Genomic DNA, 20,150 nt, shown 5'->3' on the forward strand with positions numbered 1-20,150 from the left:
TTATGAAGTATAAATTACTGGCATTAGATTTAGACGGAACACTGACTAATACCAAAAAAGAGATTACTCCTTACACACGACAAGCCATTATTGAAGCCCAACAAAAAGGAGTGAAAATAATATTGGCAACAGGACGTCCTACCTATGGGGTTGCTCCCATTGCCGAGCATCTTTGTCTGAGAGAATACGGTGGATACATTCTTTCTTATAACGGAGGAAGAATCATCAATTGGCAAACAGGAGAAGTGATGTACGAAAACCTGCTTGAGCACTCCGTTATTCCATTTTTATACAACTATGCAAAGAAATACGGTTTTACCATCATCACTTATCATAATGAGTTTGTCATTACCGAAAATCCTGATGATGAATACGTACAAAAGCTTGCATTGCTAAATGTTATGACAATCAAAAAAGTCGACAACTTCCTATCGGCCATCAAGTTTCCTGTTGGAAAATGCATGATTGTAGGTGAGCCGGTTAAACTTGCTGCCATGGAAAATGAAATGTATAATGACTTAAAAGAGCTATTGGGGATTTATCGTTCAGAAGCTTATTTCTTGGAATTGGTTCCCAAAGGAATTGATAAGGCACAAGCTCTTTCTGTTCTATTAAAAGAATTAGGCAAGAAGCAAGAAGAACTTATAGCGATAGGTGACGGATTTAATGATATCTCAATGATAAAATATGCCGGATTGGGAGTGGCAATGGCAAATGCCCAAGATATAGTAAGGCAAAATGCCGACTTCATCACCGCCTCCAATGAAGAAGACGGTGTGGCGGCTGTTGTAAAAAAATTCATTCTCTAGATTTATTAAGGCTTCCAGAGACTTATTTGTAGGTTATTTTTTTAGCATTAAAGTCTTAAAATTAGTCGGATATGGAGTTTCAAACTGCATCACTTCACCTGTTACAGGATGATAAAAACAGAGTTTGAAAGCATGTAGTGCCAATCGACCTAACGGATTGCACTCACTGCCATACCGTTCATCTCCGATTACCGGATGGCCTAGCTCTGACATGTGAACGCGAATCTGATTTTTACGTCCTGTTTCCAGTTCCAACTCCACCAGAGAATAACCATTCGCACGCTTTATGGTTCTATAATGTGTAACGGCATATTTTCCCTCTCCATCGTCATAAGGACTAGAGCTGACGTATAGTTTATGATCGGTCAGCCACGATTCAACAGTCCCTCCATCTTTCTCCATCTCTCCCGAAACAATAGCCACATAACGACGGTCAGTAACAATATCCTGCCAGTTATCGCGCAATGTGTTCTGTGTCTTTTCATCCTTGGCATACATCATCAGCCCCGATGTTTCACGATCTAACCGATGAACAACAAATACGCGGTTATTACGATGCGAGCGTTTTACGTATTCATTCAGGATATGTTGCGCAGTACGCTCCTTTTGATGCTCAGTGCTGACCGAAAGCAGTCCTTCCTTTTTTTCCACTACAATAATATAAGCATCCTCATATACCAGTTTTAACATCGGATTTTTGAACTCTCGGTTGTTTTTAGCTTTGCTCACCTGAACCTTCATACCGGGTGTCAGTGCAAAATTATATTGTGTGGTAATCGTATTGTCTACCAATATTACCCGGTTGGTTAGCATTGTTTTTACTTTGCTACGGCTAATTCCTGCCATTTTCTGCATCAAGAAATCCATCAGCTCAGCGGGTTCACTTACATTATATATTGTATACTTGGCAGCTGCCCGTGCAACAGGTCTGCCTGACTTATTATTTCTACCTCTTGACATAATTATCTTTTTTCAAGTAAAACCACATTCTCTACATGGTGTGTATGAGGGAACATATCTACCGGTTGAACGGCTGCCACTCTGTATTTAATATCCAGTAAAGACAAATCGCGTGCCTGCGTTGCCGGATTGCAACTGACATAAACAATACGTTCGGGCTCGGCAAAAAGAATCGTATCAATTACATCATTGTGCATACCTGCACGTGGCGGGTCGGTAATGATGACATCGGGACGACCATGCTCATTGATAAAATCCTGAGTAAGAATATCTTTCATATCCCCCGCATAGAACAATGTATTGGTAATATGGTTTATTTCCGAATTTACTTTAGCATCTTCAATCGCTTCCGGCACATACTCTATACCAATCACCTTCTTTGCCTGTCGGGACACAAAATTTGCAATAGTTCCGGTTCCGGTATAAAGGTCATAAACAAGTTCGTTCCCGGTCAGCCCCGCAAAATTGCGTGCTACCTTATATAGATTATATGCTTGTTCAGAATTGGTTTGGTAAAAAGACTTCGGGCCGACCTTGAAACGCAAACCTTCCATCTCTTCAAATATATGGTCATTTCCTTTAAATACCACCACATCCAAATCATTAATCGTATCGTTACATTTATTGTTGACCACATATAATAAGGAAGTAATCTGTGGAAACTTATCGGCCACAAAAGCCAATAATTGCTTCATCAGTTCCATTTCGCTTTCTTCCACTATTTTGCATTGAAGCAATACCATTAACTCTCCGGTGCTCGATGTACGAACCATCAGATTGCGGAGCATTCCCTCTTGTGAACGGAGATTAAAGAAAGAATAATTGTGTTCATAAGCATAGTCACGGATAGCATTACGAATTTGGTTGGTTATATCATCCTGCAACCAACATTTCTCAATGGCAAGCACTTTGTCGAATGCGCCCGGAATATGGAAACCCACCGCATTCATCTGATCATACTTCACATCTGCTTTAACCTCCTCTTCGGTCAGCCAACGCTTGTCTGAAAATGTAAATTCCAATTTATTACGGTAAAACTCCGTTTTAGCAGAGCCCAGAATAGGAGAAATCTCCGGTAATTCCACCTTTCCGATGCGAACCAAATTATCCGTTACCTGCTTTTGTTTATACTTTATTTGTTCATCATAAGGCAAGCACTGCCATTTACAACCACCGCACACACCATAATGCTGACAAAATGGTACTGCTCTTTTAGGAGAATATTCATGGAAGTTCACTGCCACCGCTTCCGCATAATGGTTTTTCTTGCGTTTCACCTGCAAGTCCACCACATCACCGGGCACAACATACGGCACAAATACTACTAAATCATTTACTTTCGCCAAAGCTTTACCTTCGGCAGCTACATCTGTTATGGTTACCTTCTCTAATAGAGGGAGCTCTTTCTTCTTTCTTGCCACTTTCTAAATAAGTTAATTTGGGGCAAATTTAAGCATTTTCCTCGAATTTCTCCCTATAAAACAGAATATATTGAAATTGCAAAGTAGAAATTGCAATTTCCACTAAAATTTTTCATTAATTCGTTTGGAGATAAATAAAATATGTATAGTTTTGCGATTACAATTTTTGAATGAGTTAACTTTAAATACATTATTTATGGAGAAAAAAAGAGTTTATACCTTCGGAAACGGAAAAGCTGAAGGTAAAGCAGACATGAGAGAGCTGCTTGGTGGAAAAGGTGCTAACTTGGCTGAAATGAATCTGATTGGTGTACCCGTTCCTCCGGGTTTCACAATCACTACCGAAGTGTGTACAGAATATTACGATTTAGGAAAAGATAAAGTTGTAGAACTGCTCAAAGAAGATGTTGAAAAAGCAATCGCCAACATCGAAAGCCTGATGAATTCTAAATTTGGTGATGTAGAGAATCCCCTATTGGTTTCTGTACGTTCCGGTGCTCGTGCTTCTATGCCGGGTATGATGGATACCATCCTTAACTTAGGTTTGAATGATGAAGTAGTAGAAGGCTTGACTCGCAAGACCGGTCGTCCTCGCTTTGCATGGGATTCTTACCGCCGTTTTGTTCAGATGTATGGTGACGTTGTTTTAGGAATGAAACCTGTAAACAAAGACGACATCGATCCATTTGAAGCTATTATCGAAGAGGTAAAAGAAGCCAAAGGTGTGAAACTGGATAACGAATTGGAAGTAGAAGACCTTAAAGAATTGGTAAAACGCTTTAAAGCTGCCGTTAAAGAACAAACCGGTCAAGACTTCCCGACCAACGCTTACGAACAACTTTGGGGTGCTGTTTGTGCCGTATTCCGCAGTTGGATGAACGAACGCGCTATTCTTTACCGCAAAATGGAAGGCATTCCTGCAGAATGGGGTACTGCTGTAACCGTTCAGGCAATGGTATTCGGTAATATGGGAGATACTTCTGCAACAGGTGTTTGCTTCTCTCGCGATGCCGGTAACGGTGAAGACCTGTTCAATGGCGAATATTTGATTAACGCTCAAGGTGAAGACGTTGTTGCCGGTATCCGTACTCCGCAACAGATTACCAAGATTGGTTCTCAGCGCTGGGCCGAACGTGCGGGTATCTCTGAAGAAGAACGCGTTGCCAAATATCCTTCTATGGAAGAAGCTATGCCGGAAATCTACAAAGAACTGGATGCACTTCAGACTAAATTGGAAGACCACTACCGCGATATGCAAGATATGGAATTTACCGTACAAGAAGGAAAACTGTGGTTCTTGCAGACTCGTAACGGTAAACGTACCGGTGCTGCTATGGTAAAAATAGCCATGGACTTGTTGCGCCAGGGAATGATTGATGAAAAGACAGCGTTGAAACGTTGTGAGCCCAATAAACTGGACGAACTGCTCCATCCTGTATTCGACAAACAGGCATTGAAAGAAGCCAAAGTATTGACTCGCGGTTTGCCCGCTTCTCCGGGTGCAGCTACTGGTCAGGTTGTATTCTTTGCCGAAGATGCTGCTAAATGGGCTGCAGATGGTAAAAAAGTGGTAATGGTGCGTATTGAAACATCTCCTGAGGACTTGGCAGGTATGGCCGTGGCACAAGGCATTTTAACCGCACGCGGCGGTATGACATCTCACGCAGCCGTTGTAGCTCGCGGTATGGGAAAATGCTGTGTATCCGGTGCAGGTGCTATCAATGTAGACTACAAGAACCGTACTGTAGAAATAGAAGGTGTCACTCTGAAAGAAGGTGATTTCATCTCTTTGAACGGTACTACCGGTGAGGTATATAAAGGTAAGGTAGAAACCAAAGCAGCGGAAGTATCCGGTGACTTTGCCGCACTGATGGATCTTTGCAACAAATATACTCAATTGGTTGTCCGCACCAATGCCGACACTCCGCACGATGCAGAAGTAGCTCGCAGTTTCGGTGCATGCGGTATCGGTCTTTGTCGTACAGAACACATGTTCTTTGATGCAGAAAAGATTGTTGCCATGCGTGAAATGATTCTGGCTCCCGACGAAGCTGGACGCAGAAAAGCATTGGCAAAACTGCTCCCCTACCAGAAGGCTGACTTTAAGGGTATTTTCAAGGCTATGGACGGATGTCCGGTGAATGTTCGTTTACTCGATCCTCCTTTGCACGAATTTGTTCCCCACGATTTGAAGGGACAGGAAGAAATGGCTCAGGCTATGGGTGTAACCGTACAGGAAATCCAGAAGCGTGTAGAAAGCTTATGCGAGCATAATCCGATGTTGGGTCATCGTGGTTGCCGTTTGGGTAACACATATCCATGTATCACAGAGATGCAGACTCAGGCTATCTTAGGTGCTGCCATTGAACTGAAGAAAGAAGGTTATGACCCACATCCCGAAATCATGGTTCCTCTGACCGGTATTTTGTATGAATTTGAAGCTCAGGAAAAAGTGATTCGTGATGCTGCTGCCGAGTTGTTTGAAAGAGAAGGAATGGAAATTCCGTTCAAGGTAGGTACCATGATTGAGATTCCACGTGCTGCGCTGACTGCAAACCGCATTGCCAGCCGTGCAGAATACTTCTCATTCGGTACAAATGACCTTACTCAAATGACTTTCGGTTACTCTCGTGATGACATCGCTTCATTCTTGCCGGTATATCTTGAAAAGAAGATTCTGAAAGTAGACCCATTCCAGGTACTTGACCAAAACGGTGTAGGCCAACTGATTGAAATGGCTGTGGATAAAGGCCGTTCTGTTCGTCCCGACTTGAAATGCGGTATCTGTGGTGAACATGGAGGTGAACCTTCATCTGTTAAATTCTGCCACAAAGTTGGTTTGAATTATGTATCATGTTCTCCGTTCCGCGTACCTATTGCCAGATTAGCAGCGGCGCAGGCAGCTATCGAGGAATAAGCGGTAATATAATCTAATCATTGATTTAGGCTGTAATGCTCTGTACAACAGGCATTACAGCCTAAACTGTTTTTAAGCGGTTCGTGCATTTGACCGCAGAAATCGAGCCAAATGAACGATATTATTTACAAATAGTTTACTAATCTGAGAGAGTACACTTACAAAGGACTTACAAAAGCAAAACATCTTAAAATCAATTATATATGGCAACATTTAAAGCAATCATCCGGTACAAGCGCGCAGACGGCTTCTATCAAGTGTACATCCGTGTCGTTCATCGTACCAAAGCGGGCTATATCAAAACTGATAAGTTCGTTACAGACAAGCAACTCTCAAAGACCGGTGAAATTAAAGATCCGGTAGTAAATGAGTATTGTTCACGTGAGATACTGCACTACACTGATATGATTAATCGTACAGATGTATCACAGTATTCAATCTCTGAGTTGATAAAGTTCCTTCTTAATTCGGAAACAGATGTCTGCTTCAGCGAGTATGCGCTTCGATTCATTGCACGAATGGAGAAAGAAGGTCATGAACGAAATGCAAAGAATTATCGTCTTGCCGTGAGTCACCTTGAACGCTACTTAGGAACAAACAGAATCATGTTTACTTTTTTAAGCCCTTCTGTGCTTAAAAAATGGATTGAAAGCCTGTCGTTAACGAATCGAGCCAAAGAAATGTACCCAACTTGTGTTCGTCAAATCTTCAAAAAGGCACTCGTAGATTTGAATGACGAAGAACGTGGGGTTGTACGTATCAAGTACAATCCTTGGCTTAAAGTGAGTATTCCAAAGTCAGATACAACAGTGCAACGAGCCATCAGCGCAGAAGCCTGCCGCGAGTTCTTCAATCGTCCCTTACCTGTAAGTAAAATGATTTCTTCTCTTCCCGAATTGGGTAGAGACGTAGCTCTCCTATCTCTTTGCCTCGGTGGAATAAACACGGTTGACATCTATAATCTCAAAAAAGAGGATTACCAAGATGGCATCATTGGCTATAAGAGGGCTAAAACCCGAAACAGTCGCCGAGATGAAGCCTATATAGAAATGAGAGTTGAACCTTTCATCCAATCCACCTTTGACAAGTATCTTTCTACAGATGCGAATGAAGAATACCTGTTCAATTTTCATAGCAGATACAGTAATTCAGACAGCTTCAATGCCAATGTAAATATCGGTATTCGGAAGATATGTCAGGATATGGGTATGAAGAAAGAAGACCACTATTGTTACTATACGTTCAGGCATACATGGGCTACCATTGCCCAAAACGACTGTGATGCCAACTTGTATGAGGTAGCTTTTGGCATGAACCACAGTCATGGGCTGAATGTTACTCGTGGCTATGTGAAATTGGATTTCACTCCGGCATGGGAACTCAATGCCAAAGTAATAGATTTCATCTTTTTCAGTAGTAAGCGGAGTAAACAAGGCAAAGCCCGCGACTTTGAAAGTCCAAAAGATGTCATGTTCCGTATCAGCCCGAAAAGAATGATTTACGGTCGCGCCTACTTCAAAGGCGATGTTGTAGCAGAACTGACCGACATCGGCTTCAGCAATGTGGATCAAGTCATCGCAAGACTTGCCAAACAACTGCCCAAGGATATCCCTGCCGGTTGTAACGTCCAGTTCCGTTTGGTAAACTGCGACACACAGAAAGAAGCGGTCTATGAAAGAAGTAAAGGCAAAGGGTTTTAGCCTACTGAATAGAGAAACACCTCATTAACGGAGAGGGAAAATTTAGCACATCTTCCACCAAGCCGTATTCGTCATTTCTTGATGGGTACGGCTTTTATCGTCCCTCTTCCCTATGGTTGGGTGGTGCCACATTCGCAATGGCAAGGGTGAAAGCCAGCACCAATCCCTTCCACAAAAGGGCAAAGAAAGACTTGACCAACCACCAAGCCAGCGCAAACAGCTTCTTGACAAGCCATATCGCAAACCTACACAGATACGCGGCAATCAAAATGACCGGTAACAGGTATATTATCAATAACAATTCAAATAACATGATACTTAATTTTAGTGTGTACTAACTTCTATTCTTACAGGATTTCAATATATAAATGTAGTAAAAATCAGCGATATACGGAAATATATCGACTATAATTTTCGGAGAAATTTGACATTTTTATCTTGTTTTCCGGCTTCTGTTATTCCTGATTTTTCGATGATAAAACCTCCAAACATCCGGCACTAACATCCCACCATTGATACGTATTCGGTTTATTGGCTTCTCTGTATTTTTGATGTGGATGACATCGGATATACCGATACTCATTTCCCCCGTAGTCAGAATAACTTGTGTTCAAAATAGCAGGGTATCGTTATATCGGGAGCGATATATTATCCACTCCCACATCTTGCGACACTCAAGTTTCTCGGTTGTCCGTAATCATGATTTTGAGGTAACATAGAACTAAACCACTTGGGAATATGAAGCAATGTCCACCCGGTTCTTTTATCTAAGTAATCCGGTAAACAAACCGCTTCGTGCTTCCGAAAACCAGCATCGGCTATCCCGATACATCGGGAACCAAGGTGCAAGCGTTCTCGGACATCCGCTTCTTGAAACTCTGGCTGCAATGACAAGCCCATTCAAAGTATTCTGTTGCCAATTTCATTGCATGGCGCATGGTTGCGGTAATTTTGGTTCAGGAATGACCCCGGAAGGCATCGAACTGCGTTGCAGGATTTGTCAAGCAAGTTGTACCCTTGTCATTACAAAACAGAGTTTCGTCCTGATAAGGGTGACTTGCCGACTGCTTTGCAGCGGGGCGATTTCATCGCTGTTTCGCCCTGCGAAAGAAGTGTCAGGAATACTAAACAACTAAAAAGTATCATACAATGAAGAATTATCGAACCAAGTATTTTCAATTACGGCTTACACCGGATGAGTACGCAAGGCTCAAAGAAAAATCAGCCTCTTACACCTCTGTAAGCCATTATATCCGCTCCGCACTGGCAGAGTATTCCAACACCAATGCCAAACAAAGGCTTGAACTCATCAACGAACTCGGTTCATTTTACCGAAAGTTCCAGAACGAACTGTCTTGGGCAGGTGGAAACCTGAACCAGTCAGTCAAACGGGCCAATGAACTGGCGGTAGCCGGATTGCTTGCACCCGGCTATATCCAAGAGGTCTTGTTACCTACCATCCGGGCAACCCAAGAAACACTTTACGAGATAAAACGTGAACTGGATAAGGTTACGAAAGAGGCCACCAAGCTCTGAATATCTCCATACCTCATTACATAAAACCTATAAACCCCGATAAACAGAACCCAAGATGATAGCAACCATATTACCCGGAAGCCCGAACTTCCATGCGGTCGGTTACAATGAGCGGAAAGTCTCGAAAGGTGTAGCCCGACTGATTGAGATGCGGAATTTCGGCACACTCGGAACATTCGGTAAACCTACCCCCGATGAACTGGTCAAGTATCTTCAGGAATATACCTCCCGGAACAACCGAATCCAGAAAGCACAATTCCATGTTGCCATATCGTGCAAAGGTCATGAACTGTCGGAATCGGAGTTGCTGGAGTTCGCGCACCGTTATCTCTCGGAAATGGGATATGCGGAAGCCGGGCAACCGCTACTCATCTATTCCCACTACGACACCGACAACACCCACCTGCACATCGTCACTTCCCGAATCGCGCCCGATGGCAGGAAGATAGTCCACGACCACGAGCGGAGGCGTTCCCAAGAAGCCATTGACCGCATACTCGGAAACGACCGGAAGCAGAAAACCGGCAAGGATGTGGATGCCGCCAAGCAATACACCTTCTCTTCCTTCGCCCAGTTCAAGGCAGTCCTCACCTCGATGGGCTATGAAGTCTATCAAAAGAACGGCAAGGTATGTGTCAAACATGGTGGCAAGGTACAGAAAGAACTCTCTCTTTCTGAGATTGAGGCATTATACAAGAACGGCTACCGGGACAGGGCACGCTGCCGCCAACTCAGAAGCATCCTCAAAAAGTACCGGGATGTAAGCAGCAACAAGGAAGAACTGCAAAAGGAACTGAAAAGCAAGTTCGGCATCGACCTTGTATTCTTCGGCAAGAAAGATGCGGCATACGGCTACATGATTGTTGACCATGCGAACAAGACCGTCATCAACGGGGCAAGGGTGCTGGCAATGGACGAACTGCTGGACTTCGCCACCCCGGAGCAACGCTTCGACCGCATCGAGGACTTCATTGACCGGCTCCTGACACTCAACCCCAAGATTACGCAGGGCGAGATATACAAGAAGCTCCGCAAACAGCGGGCCTATATAAAGAAAGGTGTCATCTATTCATACGATGGCAAGTCCCGCCCCCTGAAAGCGTTTATGGCGGAAGCCATCGACCGGAACAACCGCATCGAGCGAGTGGAACAGTTCAAGCCCACGACCGAGGCGGAACGGGATATGCTCTGCAAAATCTTCAAGGTGAACCGCCCCGACCTTGTTTCCCTCTCGCCGGACAGACCGCAATCCCATACGGATGCCGTCAACCGGCTGCATGAAATCTTTGCCGACAAGGAAGCGGCCACTTCGACCAGAAGCCGCCTCCGTGAAGAAGGGTTCATTATCCGTCAAGAGGAAGATACGGTCTATGCTATTGACTTCAAACGCCATATCCTGATAGACCTGAACGCGGAAGGATTCAACGTGGAATTGCTGCAACGAAAGCCAAAGATAAACAAACAGACTAAATCTCAACAAGCGACTCCAAAATCCAAGAAACTTTTGCGCAATGCCGGACTACGTGATGCCGGAGGCGGCAGCCAGAGCGAGAAACGGGAATGGGAAGTCGGGCATAACGGCAATTACGATGAGATTGATGACGGGCGCGCATTGAAACGATAGTCCAAAACAACGTGGGAAGATCCGGGAATGGACTTTCTCACGTTACTATTTTGGCCACTTCCACCCCGAAAACCTGAGTTTCCCACCATTGCAATCATTCGGAAGTCCCAACCGAAAGCGCATAAATGTTGCGAATTTCGTTTTCCGGGTTACAGAGAATCTAATTTTGTTGTGTAATTAGACCCGCATACGAAATGATACAGACACCGGTAATCGTGACATTCGCCAACCAAAAAGGAGGAGTCGGCAAGACCACCCTCTGCGTGACCTTCGCCAACTATCTGGTGACGAAGGGTGTCCGTGTGGTGGTCATCGACTGCGATTTCCAGCACTCCATCATGAAGTGCCGCAAGGCGGACATCAAGAAATACGGAGAACAGCCGATGCCCTACGAAGTATGGGACTGCGAAGCCACTGACAAGGACATGATGGTTTCCCTGATGGAGAAGCTGCACAACGACCCGGAAATAGACATCGTGCTGATGGATTCGCCCGGCAGCCTGAAAGCCGAAGGACTGGTACCGATGTTCGTCAACTCGGACATCATCGTCGTCCCGTTCCATTACGACCTGATGACCGTCCCCTCCACCGCCAGCTTCCTGCTGTTCGTTGACCGCCTGAAGAAAGCCGTGGGCGACCGGATGAAGGCACGGCTCTTCATCATCCCCAACCTGAATGACGGGAGGGTCGGCAAACGGGCGGAACTGGTGCTGTGGGAGAACGCCAGAGACACCTTCTCCAACTACGGGTACGTGACGGCGAAGATACCCAAACGGGCGGACATGGAACGATTCAGCACAATGGCGGCGTTGGACATGCAGGCAAGCATCGTCACCCCGGTCTTTGAGAAAATCTATACCGCCATTTTCGATACGGCAAAGCCCATCCGGGAAGTTGGACTTACCGGCATCCAACTGACGGAGAACCTGAATCCCAAACCGCAGAAGAAAGAAGACAAGAATAATCAGTAATCACCCATAATCAGAACGCAATGGCAAATATCATTCCTGAAATAGACGACCTCACCAAAGGCATCAATGACCCCGACATGATTCTGGCGGGCACGCAAGAGACAGAAGAACCGCAATCACAGGCAGGCACCCAATCCTCTTTGCCCTTTGACGGCTGTTGGGAGAGCTTCCTGAACTATCTGGAATCCTCCGGCACACGGGACGACAAGGCAGAGCGGTTGGTATGCAAGTTAGACCGCGACCTTGCGGACTCCCTCGATGACTGCGACATCCACAACCGCTGCCGTTCCGATTTGGTGAACGCCATCGTCAGGGCCTTCTTTGAGACATTCCTGCCCCAACTGGCACAATACAAGAGAGAGAAGAAATCACTGTTTATGAACCTCAAACAGAATTGATACCATGAGACATCACAAATGGACGGAGGAGAAACTGGCCGCCCTTGCCAGAATCTTCCCCGTAGAATCAACGAAGCACACAGCAACCGTCCTGCAAATGAGCGTCACGGCGGTAAAAGGCAAAGCCAAGGAACTGGGCCTTAAAAAAGAGACCAAGTCGGAATGGGCGAAACGTGCGGACTATGTGCGCAGCCACTTCTACCATTGCTCGTTATCCGAAATGGCAGGCAAACTGGGTATCAGCAGGACATCCGTCATCCGTATCATCGAAAAGCTGGGACTCAGACGCACCAAGGAACAGAACTTCCAAGTGACCTCCCGTGTCCGCAGTGAAATCATCCGCAGGGAAAGGCGGCACGTGCTTTTCGGTCTGGCCCCGGTCACCAAAATCAAGGTGGTGTCGAACAGGGCGCGTATTCAGATCCGGGCGCAGTTGAAATCCATCGGCTATATCGTAAGCCGGGACTCCAACACGCTGTACTACACCGATAAGATTGAACGGAAAAGCAATCTGGAAACCCGTGGCATCCGGCAAGGGCTTCGTTTCCTGCCTTTTTCCGAGGAAGAACCATTCATATTGACAGCCATATAAAACAGAGAACCATGCAATACGGACAAATAGTATTTCTTCTCTTCGTGGCACTGCTGTTCTACTACGCCGCCCTGATTGTGCTGGACATCCTACGGGCAAAGGCAGCGCAAACGGCAGAACAGGAAAACCACACCGAGGAAGACATAGACATATCGGATGAAGCGCAGACCTTCAAGCCCGTCAAGGTCAGCCGTGACGAACCGGGAAAACAGAACGATGGCTCAGAAAACGATAAGCCCAAAGAGGATGATGGTGAAGAGAAGCCTTCACAACATTCCGGCTATCGGGAAGCCATCATGACAGACGGCATTTTAGTAGAAAACCTCATAGATGAAATCGAGCGGTTGGTGGAAACCGGCACCTGCGATTTGGGTGCCGTCATCTTCAACTGCGAAAACGCACGATAATAACCGTTCCTTTAGCGACACCTGTTCCTTTGGCGATAGAATCCATTAATCATTTTGTAAGATGAAACAAGTAAAGAAAAAAGTACAATGCACATGGAAGCGTTTCTTGGGCTCCAAGTTCGCCCGGAACAGTGTCGTGGCACTCTGCGCACTCACCGTATCAGTCGGTGAAGCGATGGCTTCGAGTAAAGGAGCGGCCGGTTTTACCAAGGCAACACAGGAAGTCAGCTCGTACCAGACACCCGTCTCCAACCTGATGAAAGCCATTGCAGCGGTCATCGTCCTGGTCGGAGCGTTCAATGTCTATTTCAAGATGCGTGCGTCCGTAACGGTTGCGTGATAAATACTTCCTTGGCAAGAAGTTAGGATAGTGTTCCATGTAAATGGACAGTCCAAATTTAAATGTTTAACCTCTACTGACAAGTAGAAAACAAAGATTAACTGTATGTTTTACAACATCCTACTCCCATCAGCTTTACCCTGCGGAGAAATCCATAAGGGGAACACAGCACGCTTGAAAAGTGGCAAGTCGGTGAACTGCAAAGCCGAGACGCAGCCGCAAGGGAGAAAGACTGACATGAGGATGAAGCCTGATTGGTTGAACGATAATCCAACGGTATGTGAAATGACTATGGCGGAAAGCAGTTACATACGCCATATTGCGGTACTGTGCCAAACTGCATTTATTGGCACAGCAGGAACTTGCCGCAACGTGACCGCAATAAGCGGAGAAAAGGGTGTAAGTCGCATCCGACAGTCAGTCGTGCCAACAGTTATCACGCAAACTAAACGGAGATTGCCTAACCCGAAATGCCAATTGGCTATGAACGCAGGTTCTGAATATTCGGTATGGCAACGGAGTTCCCGTAGTAGTCTGAGGAAGGGAAAGCCTTCCACATGGCAAAGGGGAACAGTTGTTGACTTCAATAGTATTAACGGATAACGTGAGAGACGTATGAGAAATCCCGAGATAATATTGAACACTCTAAGCTCACACAGTAAGGTCTCAGACTACAAGTATGAGCGTATTTACCGCATTTTCTTTAACGAGGAGATGTTCATGCTTGCCTACGAGCGGATTAAGTCCAAACCTGGCAACATGACTCCCGGCACGGATGGCCTTACCATTGACGGGATGACTATCGACCGAATTGGAAAACTCATCGGGAGCTTGAAAGACGAGAGCTATTCCCCCAAGCCTGCCAAGAGGGTGTACATCCCCAAGAAGAACGGGAAGAAACGTCCTTTGGGAATACCGACCATTGATGACAAACTGGTGCAGGAAGTAACAAGGATGATTCTTGAAGTCATCTACGAAGGTCACTTTGAAAGTACTTCACATGGATTCAGGCCATTCAAAAGTTGCCATACAGCCCTCATTGGCATCAAAAAGACGTTTACTGGTATGCGGTGGTTTATAGAAGGAGACATTAAAGGATTCTTCGACAATATCCACCATGCCACACTGGTAGACATCCTTCGGATGCGGATTGCGGACGAGAAGTTTCTTCGGTTGATTTGGAAGTTCCTAAAAGCAGGCTATTTGGAAGAGTGGCATTTCAACAGGACTGATTCGGGCACACCGCAAGGAGGTATTGTCAGCCCTATACTGGCAAACATCTACCTTGACCAGTTTGACAAGTTCATGAAAGAGTATGCCGACAATTTCGACAAAGGGAAAAGCAGGAAGATACGCAACGAATACATGAATCTGAATATGCGTACTGTGAACAGGAGAAAGAAGAGAAAGGCTACGGAAGACCCGGTCGAAGCAGCCGCTCTTGACGCAGAAATCAAGCAATTGCAAAAGGAGTTGCGCAGTATGCCCGTAAGGGATGAGATGGACGAGAATTATCGCCGCCTCAAATATGTAAGGTATGCTGATGATTTCCTTATCGGGGTAATAGGTTCAAAAGCCGAATGTGAGAAAATCAAGAGAGATATTACTGGCTATATGCGTGATAGGCTCAGACTTGAACTTTCAGCGGAAAAGACCCTAATCACCCATGCAAGTGAAGAAGCCAAGTTTCTTGGCTACCGAATCTCAGTGCGCTCTCTTGATGTCATGAAAAGGAACTGTAAAGGAATCCTTTCACGTGCATTCAAGGGTAAGGTACAACTGTCACTTTCATCGGAAACGGTAAAAGACAAGTTGTTATCATACGGTGCTGTCTATTTTGCCGAAGAAAACGGCAAAACGGTATGGAGACCCCAGTCAAGGTCGTCCTTGATTGGAATGGAAGCCCACCGCATACTTGCCAAGTATAATCTTGAGATAAGGGGATTCTACAATTACTATTCGATTGCTGACAATGTATCTGCGACCTGCTCCAAATTTGGTTACATCATGGAGTACAGCCTTTACAAGACTTTGGCTCAGAAACAAAACAGTACAGTGGCCAAGATTATAAGGAAGTACAGAAAGAACAAGGAGTTTAAGATTGAATACCTTGACAAAAAGGGCAATCAGAAATATCGGGTTCTTTACAAGGATGGATTCAAGCAAAAACAGCCCAACAAAATGGCTGACTGCGACACGCTGCCAAACGTAAGTTTTCCCAAACGCTCCTTGGCGGAGAGATTGAGAAGTGAAATTTGCGAGTTGTGCGGAAGTCATGGACAACTCATTATGCACCATGTCCGTTCCCTGAAATCTGTCAGTGACAAAACAGAATGGGGAAAGATGATGCTGGGAATAAATCGCAAGACACTTGCAGTATGTGAAAGCTGTTTTGCCCAAATTAAGGAGAAAGAAAATGAAAAAGAAAGTGAGAAGTAGAGTGCTGTCAATAGCGGAAAGCCGTATACATGGAGACATGTACGTACGGTTTGGGGGCAGTTTTGGAGAAACCTGCGGCAGCAATGCCGCAAGGCGTTCCGATTCGAGCCCACAGAACGGTGATCAGGATGTAAAAAAGACCATCATGCTGACCATCGGCGGCTGTATCGCGTTCATCGCATTGTCAGAGGCTTTGCCGCTGTTCTTTAAGTAGTTACAACACTGAAAAGACATACCATCATGGCGATGAATCAGGAGGGCTACCCCGTCTTCAAGGGCTTGCAAAAACCGTTGGAATTCATGGGCATACGCGGACGGTTCCTCACGCTGGCGGCTGCGGCTGTCGGCGTGTCATTCGTCGGCTTTATCGTATTCTCCATTGCCTTGGGCAAGCTCGCCGGTTTCATCGCCATGCTGGTCATGGCGGTTGCCGGACTGGTGACGATTTACATCAAGCAGCGTGGCGGGCTGCATAACAAGAAACGGCACAAAGGCATCTTTGTCTACAAAGGCCTGAGGCATCATTCATAAAACAAATTCAAAAGGATATGGCACAAGCAAAGAAGAAACCGTTTGACGGGCTATATGCGCAGTTGGAAGAGACGGGCGGCAATGTCGTCCTTTTTTCAGCCAAAGGCGAGGCGTCCGTCATTTTTGAAATGACCAACCCCGTACAGCAGTTATGCACCGATGCGGAACAATACCAACTCTTCCAAGACGTGTTTTCCAATGTCGTGCAGACACTTGGGGAGGGCTACGCCTTGCAGAAACAGGACATCTTCTGCAAGCAGGCCTACCACCACGAAGTGCCGAAAGACGCGCCTTTTCTGACACGGTGCTACTTCAAGTACTTTGAGGGAAGGGAGTTTACGGAAATACGGACTTACCTGATTGTCACGCAGGAGGCACAGCGCAACCAGTTCGTGCAGTACGACCCCAAGAAATGGCTGGACTTCCACGCCAAGGTGTCCAAGGTGGATGACATCCTCACGGAGAAACACATCAAGCACCGCAAGCTCGATAAAGAGGAAGTCAACGAGTACTGCCACCGCTTCATGGCGTTCAACTTCCGGCACGGCTCCTTCTCGATGACCAACTTCAAGGCATCGGACGAATACCTGAAAACCGGGAAACGGGTCATCCGTTCCTTCCCTCTGGTGGACATAGACGAAATCAACCTACCGTCCGTCATCAAGCCATACACGCAGATGAACGTCAACGGCTATGGCATCGCCACCGACCTGTTTTCGTTCCTTACCAATGTGCCATATTCCGATTGCGTGGTGTTCAACCAAGTGATACAGATACCCGGACAGCGGAAGCTGCTCCGCAAGCTGGAAGCCAAGGCGAAGCGTCACGGTTCCATGCCCGACCCAAGCAACAAGATAGCCAAGGCGGACATCGAGGAAGTGCTGGAACGGTTGGCCATCGACAGCACGATGCTGGTCTATTCCAACTTCAACATACTGGTAAGCTGCCCGGCAGACAAGATGACACCCGTGACCTCCTTCCTGGAGACCAAGCTGTACGAGTGCGGCATCATGCCCTCCCGTACCGCCTACAACCAACTGGAGCTGTTTACGGACAGCTTCCCCGGCAACGCCTACACCTTCAATCCTGACTACGACCTGTTCCTGACCCTTTCCGATGCGGCACTCTGCTTCTTCTTCAAGGAACATCTGAAAGCCTCCGAGGTGACACCGCTGACCACGTATTACACCGACCGTCAGGGGCTTCCGGTGTGTATCGACTTCACCGGCAAGGAAGGCAAGGTCAAGATGACCGACAACGCCAACTTTTTCTGCATCGGGCCAAGCGGCAGCGGCAAGAGCTTCCACATGGAGTTTCGGAGGGCAAAACGGCGACAAACGGCTGCAAAAATCGGTGTTATAATATCTTGATTTTCAGCTAATAGATTTTAACAAACGAGATTTTCGCCTGTTGGCGATTCGTCCTTTTCGGAGTATTTTTGTACCGCGATTGTACCACGCGAGAGGGGTCACACGGCACGACTTCCTTTCAGCAACGTGCAACAGCTTTCAAGAGCGTGCAACAAATTTCTTCGATAATGGACCGTCAAATTAAACACAATTTAACAGGTCAGCCCGACTACGACCGAGGCATGACCGACAAGCCTTTCCTCACCATCGGGGAAGTGGCGGACATCCTGCAAGTGAGCAGCCGGACTGTGTATAACCTCATTTACAAAGGCACTCTCCGGGCTTGCAGACTGACATATCACATCACAATCATCACCAGAGAGGATTTCTTTCTGATGATTCGGGAGACAACCTACTGCAAGCGGAGCGTGTCAATCTTCGCAAAGCAGGGCAAAAAGACAAAAAAGAAGATGAACGAAGATACAACGAACACTGAAATAGACCTTTCCCAAAAGGAGGGAAAGAAGAAAGCGAAGGGCACCCCGAAACGGCAGCTCATACCGGCGGCTAACTACAAACAGTCCGTGCGCGACACGTTCACGGACAAAGAGAGTGCCGGAGGTGACCTTTATACGATGGCTGAGATATGCCGGAAATACAATTATACCTACGGACGATTTTACAATCTCCGTATGCGCTACTCGATACCCTGTGTCAAAGCCAACGCCACCAAGTGCTTCCCTAAAGCCGAGGTTGACAAGGCTATGGCGCAGGAAGCGGAACGGCTGGGAAGCAACCTGTCGGAGCACTGGTATTCCTGTTTCGACATCATGCGCCTGTTCGGGCTGGGCAAGACCCAAGTCCGCAGGTTCGCGCTCACCCACGGGGTAAGGACGAAGCGCATCCACGGCAACCGCTTGTACTATCTCAAGGCTGACTGGGACGAGGCACGGAAGGTGTCGGAACGCAAGAGTGCAAGCACGAAAGCCAAGCGAGAGCCGGACAATGAATCAGACAACAATTAAAAATCACAACCGATATGACAAACATCTGCACGAAAGTAACTGTAAGGAAGCGACCCATCAAGAACGGTCAGGTGTCGCTTTACCTTGACTTCTACCCGGCTATACGGCATCCCAAGACAGGCAAGCCGACAAGACGGGAGTATCTGGGAATATACATCTATGCCGACCCGAAAGACAAATTCGAGGCTGAGTTCAACAAGACCATGCTCCGCAATGCCGAGCTTGTCAAATGCCGCAGAACCGAAGCCATCATCAACGAGGAATACGGATTTCTCGACCGCAACCGCGGCAAGGAGAGTTTTCTTGAGTATTTCCGTTCCAAGATGGCGGACGATGACAATTACCGTAACTGGAACACCGCTTACAAGCACTTCGAGAAGTATTGCGGCGGAAGCTGCACCTTCGACAATCTGACGCTTGACTTCTGCCAGGGATTTCTCACCTATCTGCTGTCGCTCACAACTCCAACCAAGGGCAAGATGATGGCTTCCACCGCCAACAACAACCTCAACAAGCTGAAATGCGTCCTCCGCATCGCATACGAGGAGAAACGCATCAAGGAGAACATCGCCCCACGGCTCAAGCACGCCAAGGAGTCAAGCACGAAACGCGAGTTTCTGACACTTGAAGAGGTCAGGATGCTTGCCGCCACTCCCTGCGAAAAACCTGTTATACGGAGTGCCGCACTGTTCTCATGCCTTACGGGACTTCGCATCAGCGACATCATCCGTCTGCAATGGGAGAACATCATAAGAGGAGCTGACGGCGGCTGGTGCATGCACATCGTCACCAAGAAAACCAAGACGGAAGCCGTGCTGCCGCTGTCGGATGAAGCACTCGCGCTGTGCGGCGAGCGCGACGAGGGGCAGGTGTTCAAGGGGCTGACGAAGACAATCCTTCCCCTCTATCTCAAGGACTGGATCAAGTCTGCCGGAATCACCAAGCACATCACGTTCCACGGGTTCAGGCACACCTACGCGACCCTTCAGCTTGCCGCAGGAACAGATCTTTATACCATTTCAAAGATGCTCACGCACAGCAATGTCGGCACGACACAGGTCTATGCCGATGTGGTGAACGACCTCAAGCGCAAGGCATCCGAACAGATTACACTCAAATGAAAACCGACAC

18 protein-coding genes and 2 pseudogenes are annotated in these 20,150 nt (G+C 46.7%); 17 read left to right on the forward strand and 3 right to left on the reverse strand.

Translation table 11 applies throughout. From position 1 onward, the window contains the following. Positions 1-2 precede the first annotated feature (2 nt). Positions 3-809: a Cof-type HAD-IIB family hydrolase gene (locus tag QYT14_RS08650; RefSeq protein WP_288324486.1), complete on the forward strand. Its 807-nt coding sequence runs from the start codon at positions 3-5 to the stop codon at positions 807-809. Positions 810-842: 33 nt separating this feature from the next. Here the strand turns inward: QYT14_RS08650 and QYT14_RS08655 are convergent, their stop codons facing one another. Both QYT14_RS08655 and rlmD read right to left on the reverse strand, forming a co-directional pair. Then, a complete protein-coding gene (locus QYT14_RS08655) occupies positions 843-1,769 on the reverse strand; it encodes an RluA family pseudouridine synthase (protein WP_237037759.1) in 927 nt (308 codons plus the stop codon). A 2-nt stretch (positions 1,770-1,771) separates the two neighbouring features. Next, the gene (rlmD, locus tag QYT14_RS08660) at positions 1,772-3,190 is read right to left on the reverse strand and encodes a 23S rRNA (uracil(1939)-C(5))-methyltransferase RlmD (RefSeq protein ID WP_288324485.1); all 1,419 of its coding nucleotides are present in this window, start codon (positions 3,188-3,190) and stop codon (positions 1,772-1,774) included. 196 nt (positions 3,191-3,386) lie between these two features. Here rlmD and ppdK point away from each other — a divergent pair, with 196 nt between their 5' ends. After that, a complete protein-coding gene (ppdK, locus tag QYT14_RS08665; RefSeq protein WP_288324484.1) occupies positions 3,387-6,107 on the forward strand; it encodes a pyruvate, phosphate dikinase in 2,721 nt (906 codons plus the stop codon). Positions 6,108-6,310: 203 nt separating this feature from the next. Next, complete coding sequence (locus QYT14_RS08670) at positions 6,311-7,807, forward strand: phage integrase SAM-like domain-containing protein (RefSeq protein WP_288324483.1); 1,497 nt, start codon at positions 6,311-6,313, stop codon at positions 7,805-7,807. A 94-nt stretch (positions 7,808-7,901) separates the two neighbouring features. Here QYT14_RS08670 and QYT14_RS08675 read toward each other — a convergent pair whose 3' ends face one another. Then, on the reverse strand, positions 7,902-8,120 hold the full coding sequence (locus QYT14_RS08675) for a hypothetical protein (RefSeq protein WP_288324482.1): 219 nt from the start codon (positions 8,118-8,120) through the stop codon (positions 7,902-7,904). A gap of 836 nt (positions 8,121-8,956) precedes the next feature. On the opposite strand from QYT14_RS08675, the gene QYT14_RS08680 reads away from it, so the two are divergent. The 14 genes and pseudogenes from QYT14_RS08680 (at position 8,957) to QYT14_RS08745 (ending at position 20,140) form a co-directional block, all read left to right on the forward strand. Next, complete coding sequence (locus QYT14_RS08680; RefSeq protein WP_288324481.1) at positions 8,957-9,343, forward strand: hypothetical protein; 387 nt, start codon at positions 8,957-8,959, stop codon at positions 9,341-9,343. Positions 9,344-9,398: 55 nt separating this feature from the next. After that, complete coding sequence (locus tag QYT14_RS08685; protein WP_288324480.1) at positions 9,399-10,967, forward strand: relaxase/mobilization nuclease domain-containing protein; 1,569 nt, start codon at positions 9,399-9,401, stop codon at positions 10,965-10,967. A gap of 194 nt (positions 10,968-11,161) precedes the next feature. Next, complete coding sequence (locus tag QYT14_RS08690) at positions 11,162-11,938, forward strand: ParA family protein (RefSeq protein WP_288324479.1); 777 nt, start codon at positions 11,162-11,164, stop codon at positions 11,936-11,938. A 20-nt stretch (positions 11,939-11,958) separates the two neighbouring features. After that, positions 11,959-12,336 (forward strand): hypothetical protein, encoded by a 378-nt coding sequence (locus QYT14_RS08695; protein ID WP_288324478.1) that lies wholly within the window; start codon positions 11,959-11,961, stop codon positions 12,334-12,336. A 4-nt stretch (positions 12,337-12,340) separates the two neighbouring features. Further along, positions 12,341-12,928: a MarR family transcriptional regulator gene (locus QYT14_RS08700; RefSeq protein WP_288324477.1), complete on the forward strand. Its 588-nt coding sequence runs from the start codon at positions 12,341-12,343 to the stop codon at positions 12,926-12,928. Between the two features lie 11 nt (positions 12,929-12,939). Next, positions 12,940-13,335 carry a hypothetical protein gene (locus QYT14_RS08705; RefSeq protein WP_288324476.1) on the forward strand — a complete coding sequence of 132 codons (396 nt, stop codon included), beginning with the start codon at positions 12,940-12,942 and terminating at the stop codon, positions 13,333-13,335. A 61-nt stretch (positions 13,336-13,396) separates the two neighbouring features. After that, positions 13,397-13,675 (forward strand): DUF4134 family protein, encoded by a 279-nt coding sequence (locus tag QYT14_RS08710; RefSeq protein WP_288324475.1) that lies wholly within the window; start codon positions 13,397-13,399, stop codon positions 13,673-13,675. A 105-nt stretch (positions 13,676-13,780) separates the two neighbouring features. Then, positions 13,781-14,278 (forward strand): hypothetical protein, encoded by a 498-nt coding sequence (locus QYT14_RS08715; protein WP_288324474.1) that lies wholly within the window; start codon positions 13,781-13,783, stop codon positions 14,276-14,278. Positions 14,279-14,290: 12 nt separating this feature from the next. Beyond that, on the forward strand, positions 14,291-16,114 hold the full coding sequence (locus QYT14_RS08720; RefSeq protein WP_288324473.1) for a reverse transcriptase/maturase family protein: 1,824 nt from the start codon (positions 14,291-14,293) through the stop codon (positions 16,112-16,114). A gap of 112 nt (positions 16,115-16,226) precedes the next feature. Next, positions 16,227-16,328: pseudogene (locus tag QYT14_RS08725) on the forward strand (DUF4134 family protein); the annotation flags it as partial. A gap of 26 nt (positions 16,329-16,354) precedes the next feature. Beyond that, the gene (locus QYT14_RS08730; RefSeq protein ID WP_288324472.1) at positions 16,355-16,645 is read left to right on the forward strand and encodes a DUF4133 domain-containing protein; all 291 of its coding nucleotides are present in this window, start codon (positions 16,355-16,357) and stop codon (positions 16,643-16,645) included. Positions 16,646-16,662: 17 nt separating this feature from the next. After that, positions 16,663-17,955, forward strand: a pseudogene (locus QYT14_RS08735) (TraG family conjugative transposon ATPase); the annotation flags it as partial. A gap of 227 nt (positions 17,956-18,182) precedes the next feature. Continuing rightward, positions 18,183-19,019, forward strand: coding sequence for a helix-turn-helix domain-containing protein (locus QYT14_RS08740; RefSeq protein ID WP_288324471.1), 837 nt, complete (start codon positions 18,183-18,185; stop codon positions 19,017-19,019). A gap of 14 nt (positions 19,020-19,033) precedes the next feature. Beyond that, positions 19,034-20,140: a site-specific integrase gene (locus QYT14_RS08745; protein WP_172181376.1), complete on the forward strand. Its 1,107-nt coding sequence runs from the start codon at positions 19,034-19,036 to the stop codon at positions 20,138-20,140. Positions 20,141-20,150 lie beyond the last annotated feature (10 nt).

The organism is uncultured Phocaeicola sp. (assembly GCF_948499155.1).
In the GTDB taxonomy this organism is placed as follows: domain Bacteria; phylum Bacteroidota; class Bacteroidia; order Bacteroidales; family Bacteroidaceae; genus Phocaeicola; species Phocaeicola faecalis.

Bases quoted from the DNA above. Each gene is read 5' to 3' on its own strand.
- QYT14_RS08650 (WP_288324486.1), top strand. From the start codon at position 3: ATGAAGTATAAATTACTGGCATTAGATTTAGACGGAACACTGACTAAT.
- QYT14_RS08655 (WP_237037759.1), bottom strand. From the start codon at position 1,769: ATGTCAAGAGGTAGAAATAATAAGTCAGGCAGACCTGTTGCACGGGCA.
- ppdK (WP_288324484.1), top strand. From the start codon at position 3,387: ATGGAGAAAAAAAGAGTTTATACCTTCGGAAACGGAAAAGCTGAAGGT.
- QYT14_RS08670 (WP_288324483.1), top strand. From the start codon at position 6,311: ATGGCAACATTTAAAGCAATCATCCGGTACAAGCGCGCAGACGGCTTC.
- QYT14_RS08675 (WP_288324482.1), bottom strand. From the start codon at position 8,120: ATGTTATTTGAATTGTTATTGATAATATACCTGTTACCGGTCATTTTG.
- QYT14_RS08680 (WP_288324481.1), top strand. From the start codon at position 8,957: ATGAAGAATTATCGAACCAAGTATTTTCAATTACGGCTTACACCGGAT.
- QYT14_RS08685 (WP_288324480.1), top strand. From the start codon at position 9,399: ATGATAGCAACCATATTACCCGGAAGCCCGAACTTCCATGCGGTCGGT.
- QYT14_RS08690 (WP_288324479.1), top strand. From the start codon at position 11,162: ATGATACAGACACCGGTAATCGTGACATTCGCCAACCAAAAAGGAGGA.
- QYT14_RS08695 (WP_288324478.1), top strand. From the start codon at position 11,959: ATGGCAAATATCATTCCTGAAATAGACGACCTCACCAAAGGCATCAAT.
- QYT14_RS08700 (WP_288324477.1), top strand. From the start codon at position 12,341: ATGAGACATCACAAATGGACGGAGGAGAAACTGGCCGCCCTTGCCAGA.
- QYT14_RS08705 (WP_288324476.1), top strand. From the start codon at position 12,940: ATGCAATACGGACAAATAGTATTTCTTCTCTTCGTGGCACTGCTGTTC.
- QYT14_RS08710 (WP_288324475.1), top strand. From the start codon at position 13,397: ATGAAACAAGTAAAGAAAAAAGTACAATGCACATGGAAGCGTTTCTTG.
- QYT14_RS08715 (WP_288324474.1), top strand. From the start codon at position 13,781: ATGTTTTACAACATCCTACTCCCATCAGCTTTACCCTGCGGAGAAATC.
- QYT14_RS08720 (WP_288324473.1), top strand. From the start codon at position 14,291: ATGAGAAATCCCGAGATAATATTGAACACTCTAAGCTCACACAGTAAG.
- QYT14_RS08730 (WP_288324472.1), top strand. From the start codon at position 16,355: ATGGCGATGAATCAGGAGGGCTACCCCGTCTTCAAGGGCTTGCAAAAA.
- QYT14_RS08740 (WP_288324471.1), top strand. From the start codon at position 18,183: ATGGACCGTCAAATTAAACACAATTTAACAGGTCAGCCCGACTACGAC.
- QYT14_RS08745 (WP_172181376.1), top strand. From the start codon at position 19,034: ATGACAAACATCTGCACGAAAGTAACTGTAAGGAAGCGACCCATCAAG.